At 55.2% G+C, this 13,065-nt stretch carries 7 protein-coding genes; 3 read left to right on the plus strand and 4 right to left on the minus strand.

The features are described from left to right. Positions 1–271 precede the first annotated feature (271 nt). Both HDF08_RS11150 and HDF08_RS11155 read left to right on the plus strand, forming a co-directional pair. Entirely contained in the window at positions 272–1,777 is a 1,506-nt protein-coding gene (locus HDF08_RS11150) for a cytochrome c3 family protein (RefSeq protein ID WP_179638532.1), read from the plus strand. A 171-nt stretch (positions 1,778–1,948) separates the two neighbouring features. Further along, positions 1,949–3,691, plus strand: a complete 1,743-nt coding sequence (locus HDF08_RS11155; protein ID WP_179638533.1) for a CRTAC1 family protein — start codon at positions 1,949–1,951, stop codon at positions 3,689–3,691. Between the two features lie 124 nt (positions 3,692–3,815). Here the strand turns inward: HDF08_RS11155 and HDF08_RS11160 are convergent, their stop codons facing one another. After that, positions 3,816–4,820: a tetratricopeptide repeat protein gene (locus HDF08_RS11160; protein WP_179638534.1), complete on the minus strand. Its 1,005-nt coding sequence runs from the start codon at positions 4,818–4,820 to the stop codon at positions 3,816–3,818. Between the two features lie 458 nt (positions 4,821–5,278). Between HDF08_RS11160 and HDF08_RS11165 the strand changes: the two genes are divergently transcribed. Beyond that, positions 5,279–8,938 carry a carboxypeptidase-like regulatory domain-containing protein gene (locus HDF08_RS11165; protein ID WP_179638535.1) on the plus strand — a complete coding sequence of 1,220 codons (3,660 nt, stop codon included), beginning with the start codon at positions 5,279–5,281 and terminating at the stop codon, positions 8,936–8,938. Positions 8,939–9,154: 216 nt separating this feature from the next. Here the strand turns inward: HDF08_RS11165 and HDF08_RS11170 are convergent, their stop codons facing one another. From HDF08_RS11170 to HDF08_RS11180, 3 genes are all read right to left on the minus strand, one after another. After that, positions 9,155–10,363: a hypothetical protein gene (locus HDF08_RS11170; protein WP_179638536.1), complete on the minus strand. Its 1,209-nt coding sequence runs from the start codon at positions 10,361–10,363 to the stop codon at positions 9,155–9,157. A gap of 3 nt (positions 10,364–10,366) precedes the next feature. Continuing rightward, positions 10,367–11,422: a hypothetical protein gene (locus HDF08_RS11175; protein ID WP_257030972.1), complete on the minus strand. Its 1,056-nt coding sequence runs from the start codon at positions 11,420–11,422 to the stop codon at positions 10,367–10,369. 206 nt (positions 11,423–11,628) lie between these two features. Further along, positions 11,629–13,059 (minus strand): tetratricopeptide repeat protein, encoded by a 1,431-nt coding sequence (locus HDF08_RS11180; protein ID WP_373563155.1) that lies wholly within the window; start codon positions 13,057–13,059, stop codon positions 11,629–11,631. Between the last annotated feature and the right edge of the window lie 6 nt (positions 13,060–13,065).

The following is a 13,065-nucleotide window of genomic DNA, read 5'->3' on the forward strand; positions in this document are numbered from 1 at the left end:
GTTGCATCTTCTAGCTTTCAGGTCGAGATAACCTTTACCTAAACTGTGGTTCTACTTTTGAAACGCAGTTTGAAGACTTAGGCGAGCACGCTGTATGGAAAGTGAGTTAATGTTTCTAAGGAGATTGCCGCGGGCGTTACCGCTCTTCTTAGCTGCCGCCTTCTCACTGCGTGGGTTACCGCAGGACAAGGCTGCTACACCAGTGCGCGACGCCGACGCCGTCTGTAGCCAATGTCACCGTACGATATTCGAGACTTACCTCAAGACACCTATGGCCAACGCGAGCGGACTAGCCGGCGAACGACTTATCCCAGGATCGTTTCGGCACGCTCCATCCGGCGTCATTTACACAGTTAGCAACCAAGCGCACCCTACACTTGACTATACCCTTCCCACGGCGCCTCCTATCGAAATCGAAGAGCGGCTTCATTACTTCCTAGGCTCTGGTCACCTCGGCTTGACCTACCTCTATTCGAAGAACGGATACCTGCTGGAAAGTCCGATTGCCTACTACGCAAACCTCAAAGGCTACGCCATGAAGCCCGGCTTTCAGCGGTCGCGGGAACTCCCCGGAGCGCTCACGCTCAACCCAAGCTGTCTGCGCTGCCACATGAGCAGCGTGAACAAGCAGGTAGAAGGCACCGACAATCTCTATCGCGGACTACCCTTCGAGTACGTAGGCATAACCTGCGAGAGCTGCCACGGGGATAGCCGCGAACATGTTGCCTCTAGCGGACGCACCGCTGTCGTCAACCCCGTCAAGCTTTCGCCTGCAAAGAGAGATAGTATCTGCAGTGTTTGTCATCTCGAAGGCGATACAAGTGTCGAACGCCGCGACCGGTCCGTACTCGACTTCAAACCTGGCGCCGATCTCACCGACTTCATGTCCTACTTTGTCTATGTCGGCGAGAACACGACCCAGCGTGCCGTCAGCGAGATCGAGCAGTTCCAGTCCAGCAGGTGCAGGATCGCGAGCGGGCCCGGCATGTCGTGCATGACCTGTCACAATCCTCACGCTTCGCCAACGGCTGAAGAGCGCACCAACTTCTATCGCACCAAATGTCTCACTTGTCACACTCAGGACAAATATGTCGCCGAGCACTACGTCGTAACTCGCGACTGCACCAGCTGCCATATGCCAAAAACCGGAGCGCAGAACATCCCCCATGTATCATGGACCGATCACCGCATCCGACAGCATCCCGCCCAACCCGATCTGGAAGCCGTTCCGGCTCGAACCCCGGAGCTGGTTCCGATTCTAGCCAGCACGAGCAAATCGCGCGACCTCGCTCTGGCGTACTACAACCTCGTTGTGGTTAAAGGACTCACAACCGAAAGATCGCGTGCATGGCAGATGCTCATTGCGGCGGAAAAATCTGATCCCGAGGACCCTGCAGTGCTGCGCGCGCTCGGAATCATAGCCCAATTGAATCAGGATGACGCTCACGCCAAGACCTACTACCAGGATGTCTTGAAAAACGATCCCGAGAACCTGGCAGCCGCAACGAATCTAGGTACTCTCCTCGCCCGAGCGGGTAACCTCCAGGCAGCTGCAGATTCGTGGCAGCGAGCCTTCCGTCAAAACGCGGACATCCCCGCCCTCGGACAGAATCTCGCCAAGGCGCAGTGCATGCTTGGATCTAAAGAAGCCGCAGAAGACACGCTCAGAACTGTGCTCGTCTACAGCCCTGGAATGGGAGAGGCGCGCCATACTCTCACAGCGTTGGAGGACGGCAGTCGGCCGTGTGCTGCTCCCCAAGCGAAAGAAAACAGGTAGACCAAGACTGGGATTTGTCAGGTGAGTCTTGTCCAATCGTCAAAATAGATCGAGATAATAGATCGAAATCGCACATCAAAGAAGCAGAAAGAGCGAACAGTGTCCTTAGCAGATTCATCTCAGGCCCGGAACCTCAGAACACGATTCCCAATCCTTCTCGTTGCGAGATCCGTGTGCACCGGCAGTGCGGCTTCGCTCTGCTTCCTGATTGCATCTGTTGTCTTCGGGCAGATCTCACCTCCTCCTCACGTTGCCACACAACAACCGCCCGTCATCCCCGGCAAATTTGTCGATATCACCCAAAGCAGTGGTATTCATTTTCAAGGTGTCGCGTCCCATACCTCGACAAAGTATCTGCTTGAGACGATGGGCTCGGGAGTCGCCGTCTTTGACTATGATAACGACGGCCTCCTTGACATATTCTTCGTCAACGGAGCTCACCTTGACAGCCCAACAACAAAGGGCACCATTCCGCAGAAGTCCGGCCCCCACGATTGGAACCGCCTCTATCACCAGAAAAAGGACAGTACCTTCGAGGATGTCACCGAGCGCTCTGGGCTCAAAGGCGTCGGCTACGGCATGGGTGTCGCAGTGGGAGACTTCGACAATGACGGCTTTGAAGATCTCTACGTGACGGCTTATGGCGGCAATCGCCTCTATCACAACAACGGCAACGGCAGCTTCACCGACATCACCGAGAGCTCCGGAACCGCTGGCAGTGGCTGGTCGACCAGTGCGGCCTGGATCGATCTCGACAACGACGGCCTACTCGACCTCGTCGTCCTCCGCTACGTCAAATGGGACTTTGAAGAGGTCTGGTGCGGCGAGCATCGCGACGGTTATCGCGCCTATTGCCATCCAGACATCTTCCCCGCGATCGCTCCCCTGGTCTACCACAATGACGGAAACGGCCACTTCACCGAGGTTTCTAAAAAAATCGGCCTCTCTGTCCCCGGCAAAGGTCTCGGGATCGCGCTCGCCGACTTTGACCGTGACGGCAAGATCGATATAGCCGTCGCGAACGATTCCATGCTGGAGTTCCTCTACCGCAACAACGGAGACGGCACCTTTGAGGAGATGGGGCTCAACGCCGAGATCGCAGTCGACGGCGATGGCCGCACCTACGCCGGTATGGGCATCGACTTTGAAGACTACGACAACGATGGTCTTCCCGATCTTGTCATCACCAATCTTGCCAACCAGAGATACGCCCTCTACAAAAACAACGGCGACGGCAGCTTCACTTACGACACCTACATGTCAGGCATTGGCCGCATCACTCTTCTCCACTCCGGCTGGAGCGTTCACTTTCTCGACTACGACAATGACGGGCTCAAGGATCTACTCATTGCCCAGGGACATGATCTCGATACTATCGAACTCACTTCACCTCAACTTCACTACAAAGAGCCGATGCTTCTTGCGCGCAACACTGGTCACGGCTTTGTCGACGTGTCCGAGGTCTCAGGAAGCGTCTTCGTTCAGCCTTGGGTCAGTCGCGGAATGGCGGTGGGCGATTTCGACAATGACGGCCGCATCGACGCAGTAGTCACGACAAACGGCGGAGCCGCCCACATCCTGCATAACGAAACGGCGACGCAGAATCATTGGCTCACGCTGCGCCTGGTCGGCCACCGCAGCAACCGGGATGCCATCGGCGCAGAGATAAAGCTGACAACATCCAAAGGATCTCAATATGTCACTGTCTCGACCGCGGGGGGCTATCTCTCCTCTAACGATAAACGCGCGCACTTTGGCCTCGGAACGGATATAGTCGCAAAGGAGATTGAGATTCGGTGGCCTAGTGGTGTCGTCCAGAAGTTAGGTGAGGTAAAGTCCGACCGAATTCTTCAGGTGGACGAACCTCTTCAATCGACCGCGGAGACCAGTCCAGCAGAGTCCTCCAGGCGCTGATCTTCGAGGAGCGTTCGTCAGTTCGGAACCTTCGAGGACATCAGCTATGCCTCCGGTTATGCCCACCCCACCAAGACAAATCCGATTCAGTCGCCGCCAGCGCATCAAACCAACCCACCTATCCCTATTGCGCCGTAGTGGAATGAGAACCATATAGCTCTGCACTCTTTTGCAGTTCGATTTTGCTCTTTTCCACCTCGCCGCTCTGCTTGTAGGCGCGCCCCAGCACAAAGTGGAACCGCGGATTCTTCGGTTCCAGCGCGACCGCTTTCTCCATCGCCGCTTCCGCCTCCGTCAGCCTGTTGAGAGCCAGCAAAGCCTGGCCAAGCGCCTCTTGACACTGCGCACACGACGGAGCAATCGCGGCTGCCCGCGCTAGTTTTTCAGCAGCCTCCTGCGGCTGATTTCGATCCAGTAGCAACAGCCCAAGATTTAGTAGCGGTTGTTCGCTCTGTAACGCCGAGCCCTGCTGTAGCGCTTCGGCCTTACGATACGCCTCCATCGCCTTCTCCAGATGATTTTGAGACGCAAGTGTAAGCCCCAGATTGTTCTCCGCCTTTACGCTGCGGCTATCCAAGGTAAGCACCCTCCGGAAGGACGTCTCAGCTCCGCCGTAATCTCCTTTGCTGTACTGCGCGCGTCCCAGGCTGTACCAGGTATCCGCATCGCCCGGAGAGAGATCCGTCGCCTGCTTCAGCCATCGAATTGCATCGGCGTAATCCTGTAGCAGAACGTAGTCCAGCCCAACCAGGCGCAACTCTTCGCCCGTAGGTCGGCGTTCTGCAGCAGCCTGAGTGAAAACTCTTAGCGACTCCTTCGGCTGATCTCTACGCATCAGCACCTCGCCCAGCAGATAAAGTGCATCGGCGGAAGCAGGCTCGCGCTGCAAAAATGTTCGCAGGACTTGCTCTGCAGCAGCGAATTCAGATCGTTTTATTTGATCCCGTGCTTGCTGCAATGAATTCTCCGCTCTTGCCTCCTTGCCGCTGGTTTGATCGTAACGATCTCCATACAACACCCAAGAACCTGAAAATCCATTCAACTCAAGCAAGCCTATCCGTACTGGGAGCGTTTGCCCCACCGCCGAAATCGCCAGTTGCAGAAAAGCGAGGAATCCAATCCATCCCAAATAGGTCTCCCTTCTGTCCACGACGATCTTCAAAAGGGCGAGTTTGCGCTTCCTTTTAGCTGACGACGTTTGCGAGTAAAGATTTTCTGAAAAGACCTGAAAGCGAATGAACGTGCGCCGAAATATTTCATGCGGTTTCATCCCGAACATTATAGATACGGTCGCTTAGCCACAATGCCCAACCGTGCAGGCTGAACCTCGAATTGCACCTAAACCTAATCAATCCACCTAAAGAATGACAAAAAAATAAATTCTTTTATTGACATCTCCGATTTGGACCTAATAGGATGACCGCGTTTGAAAAAGAACTAGTAAGCGTTTACTGAAACGTAGTATTTCCATCCGAATTCGGTAAGTGTCGCGCTATAGGACAGACAGGCCGACTAGGTTCCATGACATGACGTATAGGTCCGCAAGGGACTGCCAATTTTGGAGGTTTACAAGAAATGCGAACGACAATGAAACTTAAAGCTCTCCTCGGTCTGCTGAGCGTTTCTCTTCTGCTCATCGCCGGTTACGCGCGAGCACAGTCCAACCAGGGCGCGATCTCAGGGCTTGTCACAGACGCCAGTGGTGCAACCGTTTCCGGAGCCACCATCGTGGCGCGCAACCTTGCCACCGGGCAGTCGGCCACTACTGTCAGTAGCTCGGCCGGGGACTACCACTTCCCCTCCCTCCAAATCGGCGGCTACGACGTCACGATTACAGCTCGCGGCTTCCGCAAGCTCGAGAAGACCAACGTTACCGTTCAAATCCAGTCCACGACCACACTCGACGTCGTGTTGTCTGTCGGTTTGGAGACCGAAACAGTGACGGTCAACGCTGACGCGCCCCAGGTCCAAACCGAAAGCGCCGACGTCGGAACGGTAGTCTCTCCCAAGCAGGTTTTAGATCTGCCACTATCCACCAATGGCTCCGCAATCCGCAACTCGCAGGATTTCGTCTTCCTCACTCCCGCCACCTACGGCACAGGAACGAGTGGAGGCACCTTCGAGGGCGGCGTCTCAGGCGGCCAAGCGTTCGGCAGCGAAATCCTCTTCGATGGCGCTAGCCTACAAGTCGAGAGCTTCGGGGACGGATTTGCCAACGAGATCCTTCCTTCCGTCGAAGCCACGGGCGAGTTCAAGGTCCTCATCGGCGGTATCCCGGCGCAGTATGGCAGAACCACAGGCGGTATTCAGAGCTACGCCTCAAAGTCCGGCACCAACGACTATCATGGCACTGCCTTCGAGATTTATCGGAACACCGCGCTTGACGCCAACACATGGTTCAACAATCTGAATAAGGGTCAGAACGGCTCCAACTCCAGCAACGGTACACCGCCCGACAACAAAAACAACTACGGCGTCGCGCTTGGCGGCCCAGTTCGCATTCCGCATCTCTACAATGGAACCGATAAGACTTTCTTTTTCTTCGCGTGGGAACAGTTCCGTCAAACTCAAGGCTATTCGAACCTCATAACTCTCCCCACCCCGGCGAACCTCAAGGGCGACTTCTCCGGCAATCTCGGCGCCCCCGTACTCGACGCGAACAACAACCAAATCATCAATCCCTGCGACGGAACTCCCATCCTCGCCGGACAGGTCTTCAACCCGGCCACTACCCGGACCGTTAATGGCCAGCAGTGCCGCACCGCCTATCCCAACAACATCATCACCTCTCCGCTGAGCCCAGTCGCCAGCGCCATCACAGCCTACATTCCGCAGGCCTCAAGCGCCCTTACTAATAACTTCGTCTTCGCCGGAACCTATCCCATCATTAGCACTGCCGAATCTATTCGCTTCGATCAGGCTTTCGGACAGAACAACAAAGTGTTCGTCTCCTACAACGTGCGCGATAACGTCCGGAACAACAACAATCTTCCCCAGTTCCAACTACCAGTTACTTCGTTTCTCACCTCTCAGGATCTTCCCACTCACCTGGTCCGCGTCGGATACGATCACATCTTCTCGCCAACCGTACTGAACCACGCCTTGATCGCATTCACCCGCGTACTCAACAAGGAAGGTTTCATCACGCCATCGCAGGGCAAAGACTACTCTCAGCTCGTCGGACTTCCAGGCGGCACCGGGAACTACTTTCCCGGCATAATTCTCAATGGCGTGTCCGGCAATGAGAGCAGTCGGGTAAATCTCGGCGATTATGTCGATCCAAACAACAACGGATTCAATTCAAAGATCTCCGACAACTCGTATTACGTCAGCGATGCCATCTCCCTGACCAAAGGCAAGCATAACCTCACTATCGGTGGGGAGTACCGTTATGCGGTCTCCATCTCCAGCTTCGTTAGCGTGGATAGCGGCAGCTTTGTCTTCAGCCGCGCACAGACCGCCGGAACCGCTACAACCACCGCCAACAGCGGAGACGGTTTCGCCAGCTTCCTCCTAGGGCAGGTCGCTCAGGCCACCGTCAAGCAGAACTTCGTCACCATCCGAAACGTAGGCCAGTACAGCGCCGCCTACGTTCAGGATGAGTTCAAAATGAATAAGGACCTCAACCTATCTCTTGGACTTCGCTACGATGTGGACCTTCCCTTCAAAGAGCTACACAACTTCGGCTCCCAGTTCAATCCCGACATCGTCAACACCGGAGCCGCCGGCACCAACACCCCCGGGGCACTGGAGTTCGCCGGCAGCGGTGCCGGTAAAGATGGCTTCAGCTCCCGCTACTCCAACGTCTACTACAAGAACATCGAGCCACGCGTAGGCATCACTTGGTCTCCAAGCTCCCTCGATCACAAGACCGTATTCTCCGCTGCTTACAGCGGCCTCAATGCTCCCATCCTCCAATGGCAACAGATTTACGGCGGAGTGCCTGCTGGCTACTCCTCCATCAGCCAGGTAAACAATAACGCTAACCCTTTCACCGCTGGCGAACTGCTCGATCCCGGTTCGCTCAACAGCCCCGGAATCGCCAATCCAGGAGCCTTCGGAGTTCCTCCAATCCCTTCCACTCCAAGCTTCGACCGCAGCCAGCTCAACGGCCAGAACGTCAACTACACCCGCCGCGACTTCGGCAAGCCCGGCTACGATCAGACCTATACCGCCACCGTTCAGCAGCAGTTTGCGACCGACCTAATCCTTACCCTCGGCTATCTCGGCGAGCGCGGCGTTCATCTCGGCTCCAACCTGCTCTACCTCAACAATCTTCCGCAACAGAACTTCGGCCTCGGCTCTCAGCTTACCGACTCCTTCACCGGCTCCGGAACTCCAGTCGACGGAGTCGCCGCCCCCTATGCAGGCTTTCAGGGAACCGTCGCGCAAGCTCTCAGACCCTTCCCTCAATATCACTTGGTAAACACCGGCGCCTACGGCGAAAACCACGGCCAGCTTTCCTACAACGCGCTAACTGCTAAGCTGGAACGCCGCTATCACAATGGGCTTAATCTCCTCGCCTCCTACACCTGGTCCAAGATTCTCACGGACACTGGCAACATCATCGGTGGCAGCCTCGGGGGCTCCTACACCGCGAGCATTCAGAACCCACTCAATCTAAAAGCAGAAAAGGCTATCTCGCCGCAGGATACGCCCCAGATCTTCGTCATTAGCTACATCTACGACCTGCCCTTCGGCAAGGGCAAGAGCTTCCTGAGCCGCGGCGGCGTAGTCAACTACCTTGTCGGCGGATGGTCAGTCAGCGGCATCCAAAGATACCAAAGTGGCCAGCCACTCGGCTTCGGCTGCGCAACCGGGGTCCCCGGATACGACAACTGCATCCGCTACAACTTCGTGCCCGGCCAGAATCTGCGTTCAACCGCCAGAAGGAATGGATCGTTCAACCCCGCACTTGCAGGATCGAACCTCTGGTACAACCCTGCCGGCGTAAGCGATCCCAACGCCAATGTCACTAGAACTACCTCCTATTCTTTCGGCGACAAACCCGCCTATGAGTCCGACGATCGCTCATTCGGCTATCTCGAAGAAGACTTCGGCTTGATCAAGCGGACTCACATCACCGAACGCGTATCCTTCCAGTTTCGTGCCGAAGCCTTCAACGCCTTCAACCGCCACGTCTTCGGCAATCCCGACAACAACCCGCACGATGCTGGCTTCGGAACGGTCGGCAGCACTGCCAACAGCCCACGTTCGCTTCAACTCACCTTCCGCGCGGAGTTCTAACTGTCGAAAGAAGATAGCTTGGGAGCAGAGAAATATTCTGTTCCCAGGCTCTGATCAGGTCCAGCTACGTGCACATCATCAAGCTGTGCCCGGAAATTGCTTGCAGTGAAATGGGCTTAGCCCTAAAGATAAGCTGGTCGTTCAAGGCGTCATTTATTCGGAGCCGCTTTCGAATCTTGGGCCGTACAACGCCTCACAGTCAGGATTGCCCGGCGATCATCCGACAACTGAAAGCAACTCCGCGAGACTAAGCATCGAGTTCGACTCTGTGCCCCTAGGCAGTGATGGAGCAATCACGAGGGCCTCGCCGTGGTCCTCAAACCAAACCAAAAACGAAGACTGTTCAGATCCCGGGAGTCGCTGCTGGTTGATCCAATGATAGTAGGCGCCCATATCCGCATCAATCAAGGAGCCCCTGAGATCGAGTTCGGGATTGCTCTCGCTACCGGACATCAGCTCATTCATTGGTCTCTGCCGTTGCCGGGGGGCAAAACGCACAAATAAGGTGAGGGGTTGCGCCCTTCGCAAAGCTTCGCGCGCCGTCCACTGGACAAAGGTCGTACTGAATATCTGGGTACCAGAACCCTCTGTGAGCAGCTTCACCTGAAAGCGCTGCAACACCTCTTCTCCTCCTTTGTCGAGACCGAGGTCCATTGGAGATAGACGCGCCATGTGTGTGCGCAGTTCCTCAGGGCCCATTCCCGGTCTTCCAATCTCCATTTGAATATTTTTTAGCAATGCGGCGCGTACGGGTTCAAGCTCCTGAAAGAACACGCAAGTGAGCAATGGGCTGTGTTTCGCTGCCTGCCCTCCATCGACATACCAATGTCCATAAGGAACCGGATATGCCTTTGCCCTGGCTTCAACCGCGGCCAGCAGAAGTTTAACTCCGTTCTCCGGCTTGACTTGCCTAAAATAAGTTCCGTGCTCGCGCAGATTACGGAACAGAGGCTCGTCGTAAGACACAACGCCTTGCCCGATAACCGCAACTCCAAGTCTGCGCATGGCATTTGGTTGGGGCGCCGCCGTTCCTATGCGCGTACGGTTGCCGTAAGCGATCGCTGCGTCCCTGAACGCATCCAGTTGATGAGTTGTCCAAAGGTATGCCGATAACTGTTCGACAAACTGGGCTGGCTGGTTGATCCAATCAAGGCTCTCAAGTTTCCCGGATAGAGAAAGTTGCCAGAATGCCTGAAAGCATTCATGGACCTGCGCGGGCGTTAGAGAACTAAGAGCAGCAAGTTCCCGATCGATTGCCGCATGCTCTGCGGGAAACTTGTAATCGTATTCAATGACCTCCCGTAGTAAGCTTGGCACGAAGCTCAGCGGCAGTTGCTTCAGTGATTCCAGGTGAGCCACGACGAGCTTTCTTGCCTCGGGCGGATACCCAAAAAACTGTTCGGCTTTGAGGTCCCTTGGCAGCATACCCTATAACAACTCGTGGATCGGCGCGCCTTGTGACAGCTTCGGCGAGAATCCCATCATTGCGCCGAGAGTGGGGACAAGATCGATCGATTGCAGCGGACGATCGTACACCATTCCCTGTCGAACGCCTGTGCCCAGAGCCATCATCCACGTCGTGCGTGACGCTGCGTCACCCGTGCGATGGTGCTGAAATCCATTCCCGCCGGCATCCTCGTCGGCATCGCGTCCAAAATCCGGCAGGATAAACATCGTCGTATTACCCGCATACTCGGGTTCGGCTTGAACCGCTTTCCAAAGCTCCGCACAAAGACGGTCTGTGCGCCGAATTGCTTCAATATAGAGCGAGTAAGCGCCGGTGTGAGCGACATCGATATCGTGCATCGTAATCCAAAGCAAACTTGGAGATTCCTGCTGCATCAGACGCTTTGCAATATATACGGAAAGCTCATCCGGGCTCGAGACAGTTCGTGCGTGCACCATGAAATCATCTACCGAGAGCTTCAATATTCTTTCCATTTGCTGCAGTTCGAATTCGCCGCCTCCAATTTGCGGTGCATATAGCGGTGTCTCATAATTGTCACGAAGCAAATGGTTGAAATCCGCACCCGCGCCGGATGTTGCCGCACTCAGTAGATGCTTCGGTAAAATAACTTTCGCTCCCAGGCCGGGACCATAGGAACGATAGTTGCTTTCGCCAATTCGGTTAAACCCGTTGCTGGGCGCGACCACCCATGCACTCGACGACGGGCGATTCAGGTCCTTGCGAAAATACTCAAACACCGTAGGATGTTCAGGCGGAACCGCCGAAAAATTATTGAGCGTTTCGTAAACGCCGGTCGCCAGACTTGCGGTCGCCACATAGTGGCCCAATATCCCCTGATTTGTCACATGCGTGAAAAAACTGGACTGCGGAGCCAGTTCGTGGAGCATGTGTGGGATATTCTCCTGCCCTTCCGGAGCGAATGTCTCTTGATCCCGAGCACCTCCACCAAACGTAATGACAATGATCTTCCGCTTCTTTGCCGCAGCCTCTCCATACACAAAGGGGCTGCTTCCCATCAGCGCACTTCCCAGCGCCAATCCAGCCGTACTGCGCAGGAAGTCGCGCCTGCTGCGACTAAGACGCTGTGCAGTTCGAGATCGGACAAGAGTCGCCTCGCTGGATGACGATGATGCCCTCAACTCAAATCCACCTTATGTCCTCCTAACTTCGATCATGCGCAACTTCTTCTCTCTTGTTCGACATCGATCGCTGACGCCGGCATTCAAGGCTTGGTTCCCGAGCCGGACTTCGCCGAATACACAAACTGCTGGACCTCGGCCCTTTCCTTATCAACCGCGGCCATGTGTTGCGCCTCCAGTCTTTGATAGAGGGCGAACTCCTCCCGTGCCCGGTCTTTGTGTCCGGCGCGAACATAATACTGGCCGAGACGGTAATGAGCATCTGGAAGACTAGGATTCAATTCCAGCGCCCGCCGATACTCAGGAAGCGACTTTGACAACTCATGCTGATCTGCGTACAGAATGCCCAATTGCAAATGCGCGTCGGCGAGTGTTCCATCTAACGCAATCGCCTTTTGCAGCAAAGACTCCACCGCCCGAAAATCCACACTGGCTTCTTCCAGCCGTTTCCCCTTCCATAAACTAACAGCGTAATAATACTGCGCCAGCGCGTTGCGTGGCTGCAGTTCCGAATATCGCCGAAATCTTTCAATTACATCATCCGCCTGATTGGGAGAGCTAAGGTACGACTTGGATAAAAACAGATAACATCGGGCATCGGTAGGGTCGAGATCCGCTGCTGTAAGCAAAGCTTCGATCGATTCCGCATACCTGCCCTGTGAATATAGGGCCATTCCTAACCCGATGAGTAGACGTGGGGAATTCGGATAATGCCGGCTAGCCTGATGGAAGACGTCGATGGCTGGCTCATACGTCCTGTGGAGAAGAAGCTCGCTTCCCCAGGCAAACAGATTGTCCTCGCTCGGATCCATTTGAGCGGCAACTTCGAACTCGTTCGCCGCTTCCACATATCTTCCATCCTTCTCCTCGATCTGACCCAGAAGGTTGTGCAGTTCGCCAGTATTCTTTTGTTGCATAATGCTCCGAATTAGCTGCCGCGCATCGCCTAATCTACCAGTGAGAACGTAGGCAAGAGCCAAATCGTAGCCGTTATTGTACGAGGAAGGATTAATTCGCTGTGCCCGCTCAAGCAGAGTGAGAGCATCCGCAATCCTATTGGATTGAAGATAGAAGTCAGCTAAGTTGTGGTTAGCATCAAACTCCTGAGGCTCGAGATCGAGCGCCTTACGAAACTGTGATTCAGCTAGTACGAGCTTCCCTGAATTAAAAAGGCCCGTCGCCAGATTTGTTCTCGCAGTCGCCGAATCCGGTCGCAATTGTACGGCTATCTCCAGCTGCTTCACAGCTTTCTCGTCCCGCGACTGTGCAGCATAGGTCAGGCCTAGAAGCTCGTGAACTTCAAAGTTCTTCGGCACACTCGGTAAGAGACGCTCCAGTTGGGCACCGGCCTCCGTGAACTTTCCAGCATGGTATTGGGCTACTGCCAACTGAAACTGGCGATCCAGCTCCTGGCTCCGACTGTCTTGGGCCGCCGAGCCATCCACCGCAAATACCGAGCAAACCAGAAGCGAGCCACCAAGAACTACGAGCCGCAACCGGGGCCTATTGCTCACAGTCCA

It is taken from the genome of Tunturiibacter empetritectus (assembly GCF_013410875.1).
Lineage (GTDB): Bacteria > Acidobacteriota > Terriglobia > Terriglobales > Acidobacteriaceae > Edaphobacter > Edaphobacter empetritectus.

Bases quoted from the DNA above. Each gene is read 5' to 3' on its own strand.
- HDF08_RS11150 (WP_179638532.1), top strand. From the start codon at position 272: ATGGCCAACGCGAGCGGACTAGCCGGCGAACGACTTATCCCAGGATCG.
- HDF08_RS11165 (WP_179638535.1), top strand. From the start codon at position 5,279: ATGAAACTTAAAGCTCTCCTCGGTCTGCTGAGCGTTTCTCTTCTGCTC.
- HDF08_RS11170 (WP_179638536.1), bottom strand. From the start codon at position 10,363: ATGCTGCCAAGGGACCTCAAAGCCGAACAGTTTTTTGGGTATCCGCCC.
- HDF08_RS11175 (WP_257030972.1), bottom strand. From the start codon at position 11,422: ATGGGAAGCAGCCCCTTTGTGTATGGAGAGGCTGCGGCAAAGAAGCGG.